The 17,199-nt window shown below is 71.3% G+C and carries 14 protein-coding genes; 9 read left to right on the top strand and 5 right to left on the bottom strand.

All coding sequences use genetic code 11. The features are described 5' to 3' along the window. The first annotated feature begins 202 nt into the window (after nucleotides 1-202). The 6 genes from GA0115234_RS39620 to kdpC all read left to right on the top strand — a co-directional run bounded on the left by GA0115234_RS39620 (nucleotide 203) and on the right by kdpC (nucleotide 8,047). Nucleotides 203-433 carry a hypothetical protein gene (locus GA0115234_RS39620; RefSeq protein WP_237542111.1) on the top strand — a complete coding sequence of 77 codons (231 nt, stop codon included), beginning with the start codon at nucleotides 203-205 and terminating at the stop codon, nucleotides 431-433. 303 nt (nucleotides 434-736) lie between these two features. Further along, nucleotides 737-3,238 carry a DUF4118 domain-containing protein gene (locus GA0115234_RS39615; RefSeq protein ID WP_093551485.1) on the top strand — a complete coding sequence of 834 codons (2,502 nt, stop codon included), beginning with the start codon at nucleotides 737-739 and terminating at the stop codon, nucleotides 3,236-3,238. A 249-nt stretch (nucleotides 3,239-3,487) separates the two neighbouring features. Continuing rightward, nucleotides 3,488-3,577, top strand: coding sequence for a K(+)-transporting ATPase subunit F (gene kdpF / locus GA0115234_RS41675; protein ID WP_107405848.1), 90 nt, complete (start codon nucleotides 3,488-3,490; stop codon nucleotides 3,575-3,577). Nucleotides 3,578-3,589: 12 nt separating this feature from the next. Further along, nucleotides 3,590-5,254 carry a potassium-transporting ATPase subunit KdpA gene (kdpA, locus tag GA0115234_RS39605; RefSeq protein ID WP_093551482.1) on the top strand — a complete coding sequence of 555 codons (1,665 nt, stop codon included), beginning with the start codon at nucleotides 3,590-3,592 and terminating at the stop codon, nucleotides 5,252-5,254. After that, nucleotides 5,254-7,383, top strand: coding sequence for a potassium-transporting ATPase subunit KdpB (kdpB, locus tag GA0115234_RS39600; RefSeq protein WP_093551480.1), 2,130 nt, complete (start codon nucleotides 5,254-5,256; stop codon nucleotides 7,381-7,383). Before kdpA ends, kdpB begins: the two co-directional genes overlap by 1 nt. Before the next feature lie 70 nt (nucleotides 7,384-7,453). Further along, on the top strand, nucleotides 7,454-8,047 hold the full coding sequence (kdpC, locus tag GA0115234_RS39595) for a potassium-transporting ATPase subunit KdpC (protein WP_093551583.1): 594 nt from the start codon (nucleotides 7,454-7,456) through the stop codon (nucleotides 8,045-8,047). Here the strand turns inward: kdpC and GA0115234_RS39590 are convergent. Then, complete coding sequence (locus GA0115234_RS39590; RefSeq protein ID WP_093551581.1) at nucleotides 8,004-8,795, bottom strand: DUF4118 domain-containing protein; 792 nt, start codon at nucleotides 8,793-8,795, stop codon at nucleotides 8,004-8,006. The genes kdpC and GA0115234_RS39590 overlap by 44 nt on opposite strands. 193 nt (nucleotides 8,796-8,988) lie before the next feature. Next, nucleotides 8,989-9,342, bottom strand: coding sequence for a DUF6204 family protein (locus GA0115234_RS39585; RefSeq protein ID WP_093551478.1), 354 nt, complete (start codon nucleotides 9,340-9,342; stop codon nucleotides 8,989-8,991). A 242-nt stretch (nucleotides 9,343-9,584) separates the two neighbouring features. On the opposite strand from GA0115234_RS39585, the gene GA0115234_RS39580 reads away from it, so the two are divergent. Next, nucleotides 9,585-11,555 carry a DUF5107 domain-containing protein gene (locus tag GA0115234_RS39580; protein WP_093551477.1) on the top strand — a complete coding sequence of 657 codons (1,971 nt, stop codon included), beginning with the start codon at nucleotides 9,585-9,587 and terminating at the stop codon, nucleotides 11,553-11,555. Nucleotides 11,556-11,585: 30 nt separating this feature from the next. Here the strand turns inward: GA0115234_RS39580 and GA0115234_RS39575 are convergent, their stop codons facing one another. From GA0115234_RS39575 to GA0115234_RS39565, 3 genes are all read right to left on the bottom strand, one after another. Beyond that, nucleotides 11,586-11,945 carry a VOC family protein gene (locus tag GA0115234_RS39575; RefSeq protein ID WP_093551475.1) on the bottom strand — a complete coding sequence of 120 codons (360 nt, stop codon included), beginning with the start codon at nucleotides 11,943-11,945 and terminating at the stop codon, nucleotides 11,586-11,588. 60 nt (nucleotides 11,946-12,005) lie between these two features. Next, complete coding sequence (locus GA0115234_RS39570) at nucleotides 12,006-12,815, bottom strand: class I SAM-dependent methyltransferase (RefSeq protein ID WP_093551473.1); 810 nt, start codon at nucleotides 12,813-12,815, stop codon at nucleotides 12,006-12,008. A 249-nt stretch (nucleotides 12,816-13,064) separates the two neighbouring features. Continuing rightward, nucleotides 13,065-14,582: a bifunctional phosphatase PAP2/diacylglycerol kinase family protein gene (locus GA0115234_RS39565; protein WP_093551471.1), complete on the bottom strand. Its 1,518-nt coding sequence runs from the start codon at nucleotides 14,580-14,582 to the stop codon at nucleotides 13,065-13,067. A 351-nt stretch (nucleotides 14,583-14,933) separates the two neighbouring features. Here GA0115234_RS39565 and GA0115234_RS39560 point away from each other — a divergent pair, with 351 nt between their 5' ends. Beyond that, nucleotides 14,934-15,785 (top strand): SMP-30/gluconolactonase/LRE family protein, encoded by an 852-nt coding sequence (locus tag GA0115234_RS39560; RefSeq protein ID WP_093551469.1) that lies wholly within the window; start codon nucleotides 14,934-14,936, stop codon nucleotides 15,783-15,785. A 132-nt stretch (nucleotides 15,786-15,917) separates the two neighbouring features. Then, nucleotides 15,918-17,153, top strand: a complete 1,236-nt coding sequence (locus tag GA0115234_RS39555; RefSeq protein WP_093551467.1) for an aminotransferase class I/II-fold pyridoxal phosphate-dependent enzyme — start codon at nucleotides 15,918-15,920, stop codon at nucleotides 17,151-17,153. Nucleotides 17,154-17,199: the final 46 nt, after the last annotated feature.

Genomic DNA, 17,199 nt, shown 5'->3' with positions numbered 1-17,199 from the left:
CGCCGGAGAACGCGGGCCGGCCGAACATCCGCAGTTCCAGCGTCGGCACCGGCATGCGGAGCCGGACGGCCAGAAAGACGGCCGGCGTCAGGCAGGCGGTGCACAGCACTGCGGTGTCCTGGCCGGACCACCGTGCGTCGTCGGGGCGGAGCAACAGCAGGGTCGCCATGCCGAGGCCGAACTGGGCGTCACCGTGCGGGCGTTGTACAACTACGTCGAGGATCGCCAGGACGTCGTCGGTCTCGTCGTCGACCTCATGATCACCTCCTGGAACCCGCCCGCGCTCCACCCGGACGCCTGGGAGACGTCCGGCGCCGACTACGCCCGCTCCTTGCGCGATCTGTACCGCCGCTGGCCCCGCGCCCTGCTCATCTCCCTCGACGAGGACGCGCCTGCGACCTCGGTGCACCCCGACCTCGGCGAGTCCGGATGACCTCCGCGAGTCCCGGGCCCGTCCCGGTGCACCGCGGCGAAGCGGAGCGCTACTCCACGACGACCCGCTCGACCGGCACCGATCCGGGCGGTGAGCGGCCCCTCCCGCGCAAACAGCCCACTACGGGCGTCGGCAGGCCGACAGGCGACCGGCCTGCGCACCACCGCAGTCCGCGCGGACGCGACACACCCCTGGGGTGCGGTTGAGGGCTCAGGGCCGGTGCCGCCGAGTAGAACAGTTGTGACGGGCGCACCATGGAAGGGCGCGAACAGGACATGGGGTGACCCGGGTAGGAGCCCGCCGGTGGCACGTGGACGCTTGCAGATCTACCTCGGGGCCGCCCCCGGGGTCGGGAAGACGTACGCCATGCTCGCCGAGGGGCAGCGGCTGCGCGCGCGGGGCGTGGATGTGGTCGTCGGCTTCGTCGAGCCGCACGGGCGACGGCCGACCGCGGCCATGGCGGACGGGCTGGAGACGATGGCCCGCCGTACGCTGAGCCACCGCGGTGCGCTCTTCACCGAGATGGATCTGGACGCGGTGCTGGCCCGCCGTCCTCAGGTCGCGTTGGTCGACGAGCTGGCCCACTCCAACGTTCCGGGGGCCCGCAACGCCAAGCGGTGGCAGGACGTGGAGGAGCTCCTGGACGCAGGCATGGATGTGGTCACCACGCTCAATGTCCAGCACTTGGAGTCCCTGAACGACGTGGTACGGCAGATCACGGGCGTCACGCAGCGGGAGACCCTGCCCGACGAGGTGGCCCGCCGCGCCGACCAGATCGAACTGGTCGACCTGCCACCGGAGGTGCTCCGCCGCCGCATGGTCCATGGCGACATCTATGCGCCGGACCGCATCGAGTCCGCCCTCACCCACTATTTCCGGGTCGGTAACCTCACCGCCCTGCGTGAGATCGCCCTGCTGTGGCTGGCCGACCGGGTGGAGGAGGGCCTCCAGCGCTACCGCGCGGAACACGGCATCGTCGCTCCTTGGGAGACCCGGGAGCGCATCCTGGTGTCCCTGAGCGGCGGGCCGGAGGGCGAGACGCTGATCCGCCGGGCCGCGCGAATCAGCGCGCGTACCCCCGGTACCGAGTTGCTGGCCCTCCACGTGGTCCTGGAGGACGGACTCGCCGACGTCGAACCGGCGGTACTGGACGCCCAGCGCACCCTTGTGGAGTCGCTCGGCGGCAGCTACCACCAGACCACCGGCGAGGATGTCGCCGATGCCCTGCTCCAGTTCGCCGAGGCGGAGAACGTCACCCAGATCGTGCTGGGCGCGAGTCGGCACGGCCGCCTCGCCTCCCTCCTGAGAGCAGGAGTGGGAGAGCGGACGATCAAGGGCTCCGGCCTCATCGACGTGCACATCGTCACCCACAGGGAGGCGGCCGGCTCCGCCGTGTTGAGGTTCCCGCATCCGAGCCGCGGCACGGGTCCTCGACGGTACTGGGCCGCGCTGGCCGGCGCTGTGGTGCTGCTGCCCGTGCTGACGCTCCTGCTGACCGTGGCGCGTGGCCACCTCGACCTCTCCAGCGACCTGGTCATCTATCTGCTCGCCGTCGTCGTGGTCGCCCTGGTCGGAGGCCTCTACCCCGCGCTGCTCGCCGCCCTTGCCGCGGCACTGCTCGCCGACTACTGCTTCATCGCACCGGTGCACTCGCTGGCCATCGAGCGCCCCGACGCGATCACCACGCTCGTGGTGTTCATCGTCACGGCCGCACTCGTCGGCACGGCAGCGGGAACGGCTGCCCAGCGCACGCACCAGGCCGTACGCGCGACATCCGAGGCGAGGGCGTTGAGCCGTCTGGCCGCTGCCATGATGCGTGGCCAGGATCTGACCGCGCTGGTGGAGCAGATCCGGGAGAACTTCGGTCTCGGTGCGGTCAGCCTGCTCGAAAGGCATCCGGAAGCATCTCCCGTGCCCCGTTGGTACGTGGTCGCCAGCGCCGGGGAGCGGCCCCCGGAGAAGCCCTATGAAGCGGATGTGGAAAGTCCCGTCGACGACAGTCTCACGCTGGCCGTGCGCGGCTCGGGACTCGGTCCGGAAGACCGACGCGTCCTCGCCGCATGCGCCGCCGAACTGGGGCTGGCACATGCTCGAGGGCGGATCGCCGGGTGTTCCGACGGCTCGGAAACCTTCGCCGACGCCGAACGTACCCGGGCATCCCTGCTCCTCGCGGCGGGACGCGATCTGCGTGCTCCGCTGCACACGGCCGAAGAGGCGCTCGTGCGTCTGCGGCATCGACGCCCCGGCGCGACCGTGCCGGAGGAAGCGCAGTTGCTGGAAGTCGCCCATGCGGCGGTGCACCGTGCGACGCAGCTGGTCACTGATCTCGGCGATGTGAGTCGTCTGCACGCCGGGGCGCTCGATCTCTACCTCCGCCCGGTCGATCTCGACGAGATGCTGGGCGCTGCCCTGGACGACCTCGGGCCCGGCGGTCACTCGATCGTTCTGCGCCTGCCGGAACAGCTGCCCGACGTGATCGCCGACGCCGCTCTCCTCACCCGTGCTCTGACCGCCCTGGGGGCCGACGCGTTGCGTCACAGCCCGCCGGACCGGCCCCCTGTCTTCACCGTCGAGGTCCAGGTCGGCCGCGTGAGAATTCGGGTGGAGGACGGCCCGTCCGGCGGGGGCCCGAACGCGAGCCCCGAGGTTCTTCGGGCTCCGGGTCCCCGGGCGGACAGCTTGGCCGTACGGCTGTCACGCGATTTGGCCGAGGCCATGGACGGGACCCTGGAAACGTCCGACGAGAGCCCCGGATTCTTGGTAATCCTCACTCTTCCGAGTTCCGCGCCCCGCCGCGACGAGTGAATCCGCGCACTGCACCGTCATCCCATCGGCGCACAGGGTATCGAGGGGAACGCGCCATTGAATGATATAGCGTCAGAAGTGAATCGATCCACTCCCCGGATCAACTCCATATGCCGGTCGGGAGGGCCCGAAAATCCCGTCCCTCATGACTCTGCGGGGTGCGTCGCGCATGTCGGACATCGTGTACATCGGCGTCACGGTAGTGGTGTTCTCCCTCATCGGCCTGGTCGCCAAGGGGGTGGGACGTCTGTGAACGTGGAAAATACCGTCGGCCTGACCGTTGCCGTGTGCCTTGTGATCTATCTGGTCATCTGTCTGATCTTCCCCGAGAAGTTCTAGGAGAAATCACGGATGAACGACACCCTCGCGGGCTGGCTCCAGGTGCTTGCCCTGGTCGTCGCGCTGGGTCTTTCGTTTCGCCCGCTGGGCGGCTACATGGCCCGTGTCCTGACCGCCGATCACCATGGGTGGGCCGAGCGCCTGATCTACCGGGCAGGCGGAGTGAACGGCGACGCCGACCAGAAGTGGTCGGCCTATCTGCGGAGCCTCCTGGCCTTCTCCGCGGTATCGGTGCTGTTCCTGTACGCGTTTCTGCGCCTGCAGAACCATCTGCTGCTGTCCCTGGGAACGAAGCCGGTTTCCACGGACCAGTCCTTCAACACCGCGGCATCCTTCGTCACCAATACCAACTGGCAGTCGTATTCCGGTGAGTCGGCGATGGGGCATCTGGTCCAGATGGCGGGCCTCGCGGTGCAGAACTTCGTCTCCGCTGCCGTGGGGATTTCCGTCGTAGCCGCATTGATCCGGGGTTTCAACCGGAAGAAGACCGATCGCGTCGGGAATTTCTGGGTGGACCTGACCCGGATCGTGCTGCGCGTGCTGCTGCCGCTGGCCTTTGTTTTCGCGATCGTTCTGGTGGCTGCCGGTACCGTTCAGAATTTCCACGGAATCCACGACATCACCACCCTCGCGGGCGGGCGACAGAGCCTGACCGGAGGCCCCGTCGCCTCCCAGGAAGCCATCAAGGAACTGGGAACCAACGGAGGCGGTTTCTACAACGCGAATTCCGCGCATCCCTTCGAGAATCCCAACGCCTTCACCAACCTGATCGAGATCTATCTCATGCTGGTCATCGCGTTCTCGCTCCCGCGGACGTTCGGCACGATGGTGGGTGACAAGCGTCAGGGATACGCCATCGTCGCCGTGATGGCACTGATCTGGGGCGCATCGGCCGCCGTCGTCACCGCCAATGAGCTGCACAACGTCAGCAGCACCGCCGGTCACGCGGCCGGCGGAATGATGGAGGGCAAGGAGACACGGTTCGGGATCTGGGCCTCGGCACTGTTCGCCGTGTCCACCACCCTCACGTCCTGCGGAGCGGTCAACTCCTCCCACGACTCGTACACGCCGGGTGGCGGCGGAATGACGATCTTCAACATGATGCTGGGGGAGATCGCGCCCGGCGGCGCCGGATCCGGGCTCTACGGGATCCTGGTCCTGGCGATCGTCGCGGTCTTCGTCGCCGGACTGATGGTCGGCCGGACCCCCGAGTACCTGGGGAAGAAACTCCGGGGCCGGGAGATGAAGTTCGCCTCGCTCTACATCCTGACCACGCCCGTCGTGGCACTGGTGGGCGCGGGGCTGGCGATGGCCCTCCCGGGGGAGCGGGCGGCGATGCTCAACTCCGGACCGCACGGCTTCTCCGAGGTCTTGTACGCCTTCGCGTCGGCCGCGAACAACAACGGCTCGGCGTTCGCCGGGCTGAGCGCGAATACCGTCTGGTACAACACCACGCTGGGTGTGGTCATGCTCGTCGGCCGGTTCCTGCCGATGGTGTTCGTCCTGGCGCTCGCCGGCTCGCTCGCACAGCAGCAACCCGTTCCGGTCACCGCGGGCACCCTGCCCACTCACCGGCCGCAGTTCGTCGGGCTGTTGACCGCGGTGATCCTCATCGTCGTCGGTCTGACCTACTTCCCCGCGCTCGCGCTCGGACCCCTCGCGGAAGGCCTGCGTTGATGTCCACGACCGCCACGTCCGCTCCCACTCCGCCGGGCGCCGGGCACCGGCAGCACCGGGTATCGGGCGGACTGCTCGATCCCAGGCAGCTGCTGACGTCCTTCCCCGACGCCCTGCGCAAGCTGGATCCGCGAGTGATGGTCCACAACCCCGTCATGTTCGTGGTGGAGGTCGGGGCGGTGCTGACCACCCTGTCGGCCATCGAAGCGCCCAGTGTCTTCGCCTGGGTGATCACGGGGTGGCTCTGGCTGACATCCGTCTTCGCCAACCTCGCCGAAGCAGTGGCCGAGGGACGTGGCAAGGCCCAGGCGGAGACGCTCCGCCGGGCCAGGACGACGACGATGGCCCGCCGTCTCACCGGCTGGCAGCCGGGTGCGACCGACGCCGCGGAGCAGGAAGTCCCGGGCGTCGCTCTCCGCCTGGGCGATCACGTCGTCGTCGAGGCCGGGCAGATCATCCCTGGCGACGGAGATGTCGTCGAGGGCATCGCGAGCGTCGACGAGTCGGCCATCACGGGCGAGTCGGCGCCGGTGATCCGCGAGTCCGGCGGCGACCGGTCGGCCGTCACGGGCGGTACCAAAGTGCTCTCGGACCGGATCGTCGTGAAGATCACCTCCAAGCCGGGGGAGACCTTCATCGACCGGATGATCGCACTCGTGGAGGGGGCGGCGCGGCAGAAGACGCCGAACGAGATCGCGCTCAACATCCTGCTGGCGTCCCTCACGATCATCTTCCTGATCGCGGTGGCGACCCTGCAGCCCTTCGCCGTCTTCGCCGGGGCGGAGCAGACCATCGTCGTGCTCGTCGCCCTCGTGGTGGCCCTCATCCCCACGACGATCGGCGCGCTGCTCTCGGCGATCGGCATCGCGGGCATGGACCGGCTGGTGCAGCGCAACGTGCTGGCGATGTCCGGGCGGGCGGTGGAGGCCGCGGGCGACGTCAATACCCTCCTGCTCGACAAGACCGGCACCATCACCCTCGGAAACCGCCAGGCCGCCGAGTTCCTGCCGGTGAACGGGGTGAGCGTCGAGGAACTCGCGGACGCCTCCCAGCTGTCGTCGATCGCCGACGAGACCCCCGAAGGCCGCTCGATCGTCGTCCTCGCCAAACGGCAGTACGCGCTACGCGGCCGTAGCGAAGGAGAACTGGCCCAGGCGCAGTTCGTACCCTTCACCGCGCAGAGCCGGATGAGCGGTGTCGACCTCAACGACCCACAGGAGAACCTGTCCTTGCGCAAGGGAGCGGCGACAGCAGTGATGCGCTGGGTCCGTGACAACGGCGGTCACCCCACGGCAGAGGCCGGCGGCATCGTCGACGGCATCTCCGCGAGCGGCGGCACCCCGCTGGTCGTCGGCCTAGTGACCCGGCACGGCGACGCGCCCGGTGCCCGCGTCCTCGGTGTCATCCATCTCAAGGACGTCGTCAAGGAGGGGATGCGGGAGCGGTTCGACGAGCTGCGCCGGATGGGTATCCGTACGGTGATGATCACCGGCGACAACCCGCTGACCGCGAAGGCCATCGCCGAGGAGGCGGGTGTCGACGACTTCCTGGCCGAGGCCACTCCCGAGGACAAGATGGCCCTCATCAAGCGGGAGCAGGCGGGGGGCAAACTCGTCGCGATGACCGGGGACGGCACCAACGACGCGCCGGCGCTCGCCCAGGCGGATGTCGGCGTGGCCATGAACACCGGCACCTCGGCCGCCAAGGAGGCCGGGAACATGGTGGACCTGGACTCCAACCCCACCAAGCTGATCGAGATCGTCGAGATCGGCAAGCAGCTGCTCATCACCCGGGGAGCCCTGACCACCTTCTCGATCGCCAACGACGTCGCGAAGTACTTCGCGATCATCCCGGCCATGTTCGCGATGGTCTACCCGGGCCTGGACAGACTCAACGTCATGCGACTGCACAGCCCGACTTCGGCGATCGCCTCTGCGATCGTCTTCAACGCCCTGATCATCATCGCCCTGATTCCGCTGGCGCTGCGGGGCGTGCGCTACCGGCCGTCCTCCGCGGCGGCACTGCTCAGCCGCAACATCTGGATGTACGGGCTCGGCGGGCTGGTCCTGCCCTTCGTGGGCATCAAGCTGCTCGATCTCTTCATCCAGTTCATCCCCGGCCTGCGCTGACGGGCGGCCCGACGAGAGAAGAGGCGGTCCCAGGGTGCGCACCCACCTGCCCCACGTACTCCAGCACCATATGGCCGCCCTGCGGATACTGCTGGCCCTCACCGTGATCACCGGCATCGCCTATCCGCTGCTCGTCACCGGAATCGCCCAGGCCGGCCTCTCCCACCAGGCCAACGGCTCCCTGCTGACGACGGACGGCACGCCGGTGGCCTCCAGCCTCATCGGCCAGAACTTTTTCCTGCCGAAGAGGAATCCCCGGGACGGGAAGGAGACACCGCGCCCCGACCCCAAGTGGTTCCAGCCCCGCCCGTCCGCCGGCGGCTACGATCCCTCGGTTTCGGGCGCCTCCAATCTGGGCCCGAACAACGCCGACCTGGTCAAGGCCGTCAAGGACCGACGTGCCGCCGTCGCCGCCGCCGACGGAGTCCGGCCCGCGTCCGTCCCCGCGGACGCCGTCACCGCCAGCGGCTCGGGACTGGACCCGGCGATCTCCCCGGCGTACGCCTACGAGCAGGTGAACCGTGTCGCGACGACCCGCCGTCTCGCCCCCTCCACGGTCAGGAGACTGGTCGCCCGACACGTCCGAGGACGTGTTCTCGGATTTCTGGGTCAGGAACGCGTCAATGTCGTCGACCTGAACCACGATCTGGCCAGGCTGACGTGACCAGAATCCCGGGGGCGCCGATGCGAGGTCGGCCGGCCGCGTCGAGCTCCGCCCCGATCTGGCCGGCCAGGGTCACCGCGACCAGACGCGCGGCGAGTGGGGGCGCTGCTCCGGGGGCGGGCCGAAGCAAGAACCGGCCGTGCAGGCGCCCCTGGTGAATGGCCCTCAGCTCCAGCTCTTCAGGGGGCAGACCGTCGCGGTCCGCATCCCAGCACCGGTCGCCCCAGGCGATGCTGCCGTCCTCTTCCAGACGAGGCGGGCTCCCTACGGGGCTGCCGTGCTCGAAGCGGCAGCCACGCAATCCGAGCAGTCCCACGAGCTGCCGACACACATGGTCGATCACCAGGTGCGGGCTGGTGCCGGTCTCGGCCAGCCGGGCGGTGTGGTGGATCTGCGCCAGGTAGTCGTCGTCGGTGAGGGCGGCTGCCTTGAGTTCCCGGCCCCGGGCCGCCAGCCGGGAAACGGAGATGCCGACGACGAGGAACAGCACGGCGGTGATGACGTCGGCGAACTGTCGATGGGGATGGATGACGAAGAGGTCGAACCACGCCGCCGCGGACAGGGCCGTCAGCGCACCGGCCAGACAGTGTCCCAGGGCGGCCACGGCAACCACGGCGAGGACGAGCACGAGGACCATGTCGGTGTCGGGCATGTCGGCCCGGAAGGGCACCAGCACCGCGCACACGGCCGGCGGCAGCACGAGAGCGGCCCCGACCGCCACCTGCCCCCTGGTGAGGTAAAGAACCATGAGCCCCGCCTCCACCTCAGGTGTAATCGGAACGGACGCTCCCGTGTCCGATTCCCTCCAGCCTTGACGGGACCTTGACGAAGCGGGCACTGGTGAACACGGGCGGCGTTCATCCCGCAGAAACCCGCCGACCCGCTCTGCCTGGAAAGTGCCGAGGAGGGTCAGCGTCTCCGCAGCGGCCGTCGGCCCGCCGTCACGCCGCCCCCGGACCTCGCCGGCCCTTGTAGTTGATCTTCATCGTGTCCATGTCCGTCACCGTGGACCGCAGCGCGCCATGGCCGTACCCCTGCTCGTTGAGGTAGGTCTCCGCGCGGTCCTCGGCGATCGCGCCCGCCATCTCCTCGCCGTCGTCGGCGCCGGAGACGACCACGTACCGGAAGCTGAAGTGCTTGAGCACACGGTCGTACGCGAGCGAGCCCTCCTCGGTGAACTGCATCGCGCTCAGCCCGTGTCCGTCCACCTCGGACAGCAGCCGGGCGCGGGCCCCGTCCGTCAGGCCGTCCCAGGTGCCGCGCACGATCACTCGGTAGGTGTGCTGCGTGCTCATCGTGTTCCGCTCCGCGTTCTGTCCGTGTGTGGCGCACCGGCCACCGTCATGAATCGTCGGGGGCCAAGAGTACGGCGGTACGGGCGGGGCGCACGCGCATTATCGGGCGGTGCCGGGGACGCCCCGAGGTACTTTGCCGAAGTCTGACGGCAGTGCCCCTGGCCCGGCCGTTGTCCAGCGTGTTCCATGGTCATCGGGGACGCCCGGACCTGCGGCGTCCCGTGCGAGGGAGCGAGGTTGTCTTGGCCACGACCGTACGACGTGCCGTACTGACTCTGCCCGCCGCGCCGCTGGGCCCGGAGAATCCGCTGCCCGCGTTGCGGCCGCTCGACGAGATGCATGTGATCGACGAACGCGACCGGGCCGCGCTGCCACGCGACATGGCACGCCAGATCGGCTATCGGCCGCTGACCACGGTGCTGCCGGTGCGCATCCTCGACGGCTACGGCCGTGAGCGGACCGCCACCGGTCTCGATGCGATCGTCATCGAGAACGACCGGCTGCGGGCCACCGTCCTGCCCGGACTCGGCGGGCGGATCCACTCCCTCCACCACAAGCCGACCGGCCGCGAACTGCTCTACACCAACCCGGTGCTCCAGCCCGCCGACTTCGCGCTCAACGGCGCCTGGTTCTCCGGCGGCATCGAGTGGAACATCGGCGCCACCGGCCACACCACGCTCTCCTGCGCCCCGCTCCACGCGGCCCGCGTCCCCGCGCCGGACGGGGGCGAGATGGTCCGCCTCTGGGAATGGGAGCGGCTGCGCGACCTGCCGTTCCAGGTGGACCTGTGGCTGCCCGAGGACTCCGACTTCCTGCACGTCGGCGTACGGATCCGCAATCCGCACGAACACACCGCACCCGTGTACTGGTGGTCCAACATCGCCGTGCCCGAAGGCGAACGCACCCGTGTGCTGGCCCCCGCGGACGAGGCGTGGCACTTTGGGTACGAGCGGACCCTGAGCCGGGTCCCGGTGCCCGTGAGCGGCACCGTGGACCGTACGTACCCGCTGCGCGGCGACTTCCCCGCCGACTACTTCTACGAGGTGCCCGACGGCGCCCGCCGCTGGATAGCCTCGCTCGACGAAAACGGCCACGGGCTCGTCCAGACCTCGACCGATCTGCTGCGCGGCCGGAAGCTCTTCCTCTGGGGCGGCGGCGCGGGCGGGCGGCGCTGGCAGGAGTGGCTGACCGAGCCCGGCACCGTCGGTTACGCCGAGATCCAGGCCGGACTCGCCCGCACCCAGCTGGAGCACGTCCCCCTGGAACCGGGCGCCGAGTTCAGCTGGCTGGAATCGTACGGGCCGCTGTCCGCGGACCCGCGCGCCGTGCACGGCGAGGACTGGGCGGCGGCCCGCGCCGAGACCGAACAGCGGCTGGCCGAGGCGCTGCCACGCACCGATGTCGAGGCCGCCTACACCGCCTGGCGCCGCTGCGCCGACACCGAGCCCGGTGAGTCGCTCGCCACCGGCTCGGGCTGGGGCGCGCTGGAGGTCCGGCGAGGGAAGTACGAACTTCCCGGCACCCCCTTCGCCGACTCCACCCTCGGCGAACAGCAGGGGCCCTGGCTGGAGTTGCTGGATCATGGCACCTTCCCCGCACCGGACCCGGCGGTCCCGCCCGGCCCTTCCCTGGTCTCCCCGCACTGGCGCGACATGCTGGAGACGGCGCCCGCCGAACCCCTCACCGAATACCACCTGGGCGTCGCCCAGTGGCATGCCGGCGACCGCGCCCAGGCGGTGCGCAGCTGGGAACGCGGGCTGGCGCTCGCCCCGTCCCGCTGGCCGCTGCTGAGATGTCTCGCCGTCGCCGCCGAGGAGGGCCGTCAGTGGGACCGGGCCGCGGACCTCTGTGGCGAGGCGTTCGAGGAGCTGTGCGCGGACCGCAGTGACGAGGACGAGGCCTGGACGGCGGCCGCGGCGGCACTGGGCCGGGAGGCGATGGAGGCGCTGCTGAAAGCAGGGCGCACCGAGACGGTCCGGGCGGTGTGGGCGGCGCTGCCCCCGGCGGTCCGGCAGCGCGGCCGCTTCCGTCTGCTGGAGGCCCGGCTGCTGATCGCCGAGGGCGACCGGCCCGCCGCGCGGGCCGTCTTCGACGAGGGCTTCGAGGTCGCGGATCTGCGCGAGGGCGCGGAGATCCTGGACGAGGTGTGGGCCCGGATCACCGACGAGCCGCTGCCCGACATGTACAACTACCGGATGCGCCCCAAGAGCTGACGGGATCCGGTCCCGTCCGCCGTCCGGTCCTCACGGGCCGGACGGCAGGCTCCGGTCGACGTACTCGAAGACCGAACCGTCGGGGTGCACGGCGATCAGATTGCGGCCGACCGGCGTCGGTACCGGACCCGCCAGGATCCGGGCACCGACGCGGGTCAGGGCGGCGTGCGCGTCGTCGACGTCCTTCACCGCGATCGTCGCCGTCACCTTGCGCAGGATCTCCAACTCCGCCTCCGGGCCGCTCATCAGGAGGAAGCAGCTGATCGCGGCGACCGACACCCCGCCCCGCTCGAAACGGAGCGCCGAACTGCCCGTGAGGTTCTCGTAGAAGGCCACCGCGGCCTCCAGGTCGTCGACGCAGATACGGAGCGTGGTTCCCAGAATATCCATGCGCACAAGGGTAGTTGGCGGCCCATCGGCGCGTGATCGATTCGGCGGGCAGAGGCGCGCTCAGGCCCGGCAGAGCACCTCGCCGTGCGGAACCATGAACCAGGCGTCGTCCCCCGTGCCCCACTCGCGCCAGGCGGCGGCGATCTCCGCCAGTTCCCCGGTGCTCGCATGGCCGCCGGTGACGGCCATCTCCGCGTACGTCGAACCGACCGTGCGGTCCGCCCACATGCCGCTCCACCAGGCCCGGCTCTCCGGGGTGGCGAAACACCAGCTGCCGGTGGTCGGGGTGATGTCGGTGAAACCGGCCCGGCGGACCCAGGAGAGCAGCCGGCGGCCCGCGTCCGGCTCGCCGCCGTTGGCGCGGGCGACCCGGCGGTACAGGTCCAGCCAGTCGTCCAGGCCGGGAAACTCCGGATACCAGGCCATCGCCGCGTAGTCGCTGTCGCGGACCGCGACGACGCCGCCGGGGCGGCAGACCCGCCGCATCTCGCGCAGCGCCTGCACCGGGTCGCCCACGTGCTGGAGCACCTGATGGGCGTGGACGACGTCGAAGGAGTCGTCGGGAAATTCCAGCGCGTGTACGTCGGCGACGGTGAACTCGACGTTTTCCAGACCGCGTTCGGCCGCGACCCCGGCGGCCTGGGACAGGATCTCCTCGGTGGTCTCGACGGCGGTCACCCGGCCGGGAGCGACCAGCGCGGCCAGGTCCGCGGTGATGGTGCCCGGCCCGCAGCCGACGTCCAGCACGGTCAGGCCGGGGCGGAGCTCGTCGATCAGATAGGCCGCGGAGTTGGCGGCGGTGCGCCAGCGGTGCGAGCGCAGCGCCGGTTCCTGGTGGCCGTGGGTGTAGACGGCGGTCTCCTTCGGCATGGCCGTGGATCCTTCCTCGGTGCGCGGAGCCCGGACGCGGGCCCCGCGAAGGGCTGATCGTCAGCGACACCGTACGCGCCGATGTCGAATATTGAGATACGCGTCTTGATATGTGGACGGCACGTGGTTGGTGGCCGGTGTGCGGGAGGGCATCCCGGCGGGCCGGGACACGGAAGGGCGGCCGACTCGGCGTCGGCCGCCCCTGGTCCGTCCGGCTCGTCCGGGCGTGGCTGTTCTCCGGGCGCTTCGCTACACCGGCATGGGGCAGTACACCGTCAGCGCCTCCGGAAGCTTGTCGACCAACAACTCGTCCCGGCTGTAGGCGACTTCGCCGTCGAACGCGTAAGGAGTGCCGGGTGTCAGGCCGGTGATCCGCACCCGGTGGCGCCGTTGTGCCGCGTGGACGGGGGAGCGGGTGAGCGGACCCGCGACGGCCGCGGCGAGCAGGCGCAGCCCCGGCGCACGGCCGCCGTGCACCACCCGGACATCCAGCAGGCCGTCCGCGAGGTTGTGCCGACGGCCCGGTGCCGGACCCACGCGCTGGAACATCCCATTGCCCACGAACAGCAGCCACAACGGGCGCCGCCGCCCCTCCAGTTCCACCTCCAGCGGACGGTCCCCGCGCAGCACCTTCCAGGCCGCGAGCACGCCCGCCGGCCAGCCTCCGACCTTGGGGGCCCAGCGCTCACGGGCCCGTACCAGTTCGGGATAGACGCCCATGCTGAAGGCGTTGAGGAAGTAGCCGTGAGCACCGCCGGGACCCTCGGGACCGGGCCGGAAGCGGCCGAGGTCGACCCGGACCGCATCGCCGGCGATCAGCGCCGTACAGGTGTCGTCCACGGTCTCGATGCCCAGGTCGTAGGCGAAGTGGTTCAGCGTCCCGCCCGGAAACACCGCCAGCGGCACGCCGTGCAGGGCGGCGACGGCCGCGGCCCGGTTGACCGTGCCGTCCCCGCCGCACACCCCCAGGGCCCTGCCCCGGCCCGCCGCCTTCTCCAGTTCGGCGGAGAGCTCGTCGGGGGCGCACTCCACCACCTCGGCATCCGGCAGCGCGCTCCGCACCAGCGAGGCCGTCGCCGTCGCGGTGCCCGACTCCTCGTTGACCACGACCACCAGGTCCTGGCCGGTCGGCAGCGCGGGCGCGTGACCGGGCGGGCGGCCCGGTGCCGGCAGCTGCCCGCGGGTCGGGACGACACCGCGCAGAGCCAGCGCGGCGCCCACACCGAGCACCGCACCGGCCAGCACATCACTCGGATAGTGGACTCCGGTATAGACGCGGGACGCGGCGACGGAAAGGGCGAGCGGCGCCACCACCGCTCCCCAGCCCTTCGATTCGAGGGCCACGCCCGTGGCGAACGCCGCAGCCGACGCGGCGTGTCCGGAGGGGAAGGACGTGGTGACCGGCTGACGCGCGAGCCGCCGTACCACCGGCACGGCGTCCAGCAGCGGACGCTGTCGGCGTACCGCGCTCTTGCCGAGGATGTTGGTCACGGCCGAAGCCACGCCCAGCGAGGCGATTCCGCGCAGGGCGGCCCGCCGCGCCCGCGCGTTGCCGCCCAGCGCCGCCAGCCCGGCCGCGGCGCCCAGCCACAGGAGTCCGTGATCGGCGGTGCGGCTCAGCCGTGGCAGTACCGGCCCGGCGCCCGGCCAGTTCCGGTGGGCCAGGCCCCGGAACGCGGCGAGATCGCGGCGGTGCAGCACCTCGCGGAGCGCGGTGGACGACGGGCGGGTGAACGGGATGCGCGAGGCTGAGAACGGTGCAGACATGGGACAGCGCCTACCCCGCCAGGCCGCGCCGAACCAGGAGGCGCGCTCGCACCACTCGGTCGGACCGGATGGGCGGGACCTCTCGAAGGGCGGTCCGCGCCCTCCCGGCGAGGCCCTCGCCGGTGCCTGCCGGCAGGCCGGGTCGTCCGGCCGATGAACCTGAACGCCCTGCCCCGACCGGGCCCCGGCATCACGCGGCCGCTGTGCCGACGCCATGGCCGCACGTCTACGCTGAGTGCGTGATTCCGGTGATCCGCCGGACCGAGGAACACGAGAGGGAGCCGGTGGGTCTCGCGGCCGAGGGCGCCGACGGGCTCTCCGGTCGGCCCGGACACCACGAGGGGCGAGACATTGAGCGGCACAGGCCTGGACGTGGCCGTACCCGAACAGGCCGAACTCGGCGAGGGTCCGACGTGGGACGCGGCCGCCGGGCGGTTGATCTGGGTCGACATCGTCTCCGCGCGCGTGCACACCTACGACCCGGTGAGCCACCGCCGTACGGTGATGGCGACCGAACAGCACGTCGGCGCGGCCAAGCCCCGCGCCGGAGGCGGGCTCGTGGTCAATCTCCGCGACGGCATCGGCCTGTACGACCCCGACGGCGCCTTCCGCTGGCTGGTCCACGACCCGGTGCCGGGCCGGCGCGGCAACGACGCGGCGGTCGCGCCGGACGGGGCGCTGTGGGCGGGCAGCATGCGCTACGACGGCGCCGCGGGCGGCGGCAGCCTCACCCGGATCGCGGCCGATGGCGCGGTGACCCCGGTGCTGCCCGCCGTGGCGTGCGGCAACGGCGTCGGATGGAGCCCGGACGGGCGGCTGATGTACTTCATCGACACCCCCACGCGCCGCGTCGACGTCTTCGACTTCGACGGCGAACACGCCGTCAACCGGCGACCGTTCGCCACCGTCGAGGAGGGGGCGGGCTTCCCCGACGGGCTGACGGTCGACGCCGAGGGGGCCGTCTGGGTCGCCCTCTGGGACGGTTCCGCGGTGCGCCGGTACACGGCCGACGGCACCCTGGACCGGATCGTCGCACTCCCGGTACGGCGGCCGACCGCCTGCGCCTTCGGCGGTGACGGCCTGCGCGACCTCTACATCTCGACGGCCCGCACCGGGCTCACCGCCCCGCACCCGCTGTCCGGTTCGCTGCTCGTGCTGCCCGACGCGGGACGCGGAATGCCCCAGCCGCTCTTCGCGGGCTGATCCCGCCCCGGCGGCCGGCCGTCGCTCCGCCGGCGGGCGCGGCCGGCCGAACCCTCGTATAAAGGGCCCTTGAGGGGCCCTGAGCGCGAGACGGCACGACAGGGTGACGGGGCGGCGGCGAAGGAGGCCCGGATGGCGCGGCAGCGGACCGGACGGGGCTCCGTACGCGAGGACCGGGGCCCCGTCCGGTACGGGCCGCCCGCCCCGGACCCCGGTCTGCCCGTGCTGCCCGAACTGGCCGAGGTGCTCGCCTCGGCGGCTGGCCGCGGCGCACCCGAACCGACCGGTGGCGGCGACGCCCTGCGCGAGGCCGCGGCCGCCTACTGGGAGCGGCGCGGACTGCACGGCGGCCCGCGGCACATCGCCGCGGCCCCGGGCGCCTCGCCGCTGCTGCTCGCCCTGATCGCCGCGCACGGCGGCGACGTCCTCATGCCCCGCCCCTGCACGGCCACCTGGATTCCGCAGGCCCGACTGCTCGGCAGGCCCGCCTACCATGTGCCGACCCCGGCCGAGTGCGGTGGCGTGCCCGACCCCTACGCGCTCCTGGAGACCGTACGAAGGGTGCGCGCCGAGGGCGGCAGGCCCCGGCTGCTGCTGATCTCCGTCGTCGACGACCCGACCGCCACCGTCGCCCCGCCGGAGCTGGTGCGCGAGGCGTGCGAGGCGGCGGTCGCCGAGGGGCTGCACATCATCAGCGACGAGACCTGGCGCGACACCCTGCACCGGCCGCACGACACGGTCCTGCTCAGCCCGGCCGAGATGTGCCCCGACGACGTCACGGTCGTCTGCGACCTCGCCGGTGCGCTGACCCCGTCCGCCTGGCCGGTCGCGGTCGCCCGGTTCCCGGACACCGGACGGGCGGCGGTGCGCCACGCCCGTACGCTCGACATCCTCACCGCGCTCGGGGCGCACGTCGCGGGACCGGTCGCCATGGCCGCAGCCCACGCGCTGCGCGAACCTGCCGCCGTGACGGACCGGGTCCGCCGGGCCGCCGCGCTCCAGGCCAAGGTCGCCGCCGCGGCCCACCGCGCGGTCCTGGCGTCGGGCGCGCTGGCCAGGCCCCCGCAGGCGGGCCGTCACCTCTACGCCGACCTCGGCCCGCTCAGATCCCGGCTGGCGAGCCGGGGCGTCACGGACTCGCTGGAGCTGGAGGAGTACCTGACGGAACGTCTCGGCGCCCCGACGCCGGGCGGGCACCGGTTCGGCGACGAACTGGGGGCGCTGCGCGTTCGGCTGGGTACCGGGACGCTGCTCGGGTCGACCCCGGAGCAGCAGTTGGAGTCCCTCACCGCTGTGGCGCCCCTGGAATTGCCGCATGTGGCCGAAGCCCTGAGCATTTTCGGGACGGCCCTCGACGAACTCCGCTGACGGCCCTCGACGAACTCCGTGCGGAACCGCGAGACAGGAGTCTCCC

This window comes from Streptomyces sp. DvalAA-43 (assembly GCF_900091725.1).
In the GTDB taxonomy this organism is placed as follows: domain Bacteria; phylum Actinomycetota; class Actinomycetes; order Streptomycetales; family Streptomycetaceae; genus Streptomyces; species Streptomyces pulveraceus.
This window is presented reverse-complemented; position numbering and strand designations above follow the sequence as displayed.

Excerpts from the sequence above, each read along its gene's own strand:
- kdpA (WP_093551482.1), top strand. The coding sequence starts at position 3,590 with ATGAACGACACCCTCGCGGGCTGGCTCCAGGTGCTTGCCCTGGTCGTC.
- kdpC (WP_093551583.1), top strand. The coding sequence starts at position 7,454 with ATGGCCGCCCTGCGGATACTGCTGGCCCTCACCGTGATCACCGGCATC.
- GA0115234_RS39575 (WP_093551475.1), bottom strand. The coding sequence starts at position 11,945 with ATGGATATTCTGGGAACCACGCTCCGTATCTGCGTCGACGACCTGGAG.
- GA0115234_RS39590 (WP_093551581.1), bottom strand. The coding sequence starts at position 8,795 with ATGGTTCTTTACCTCACCAGGGGGCAGGTGGCGGTCGGGGCCGCTCTC.
- kdpB (WP_093551480.1), top strand. The coding sequence starts at position 5,254 with ATGTCCACGACCGCCACGTCCGCTCCCACTCCGCCGGGCGCCGGGCAC.
- GA0115234_RS39570 (WP_093551473.1), bottom strand. The coding sequence starts at position 12,815 with ATGCCGAAGGAGACCGCCGTCTACACCCACGGCCACCAGGAACCGGCG.
- GA0115234_RS39555 (WP_093551467.1), top strand. The coding sequence starts at position 15,918 with ATGGCGCGGCAGCGGACCGGACGGGGCTCCGTACGCGAGGACCGGGGC.
- GA0115234_RS39565 (WP_093551471.1), bottom strand. The coding sequence starts at position 14,582 with ATGTCTGCACCGTTCTCAGCCTCGCGCATCCCGTTCACCCGCCCGTCG.
- GA0115234_RS39585 (WP_093551478.1), bottom strand. The coding sequence starts at position 9,342 with ATGAGCACGCAGCACACCTACCGAGTGATCGTGCGCGGCACCTGGGAC.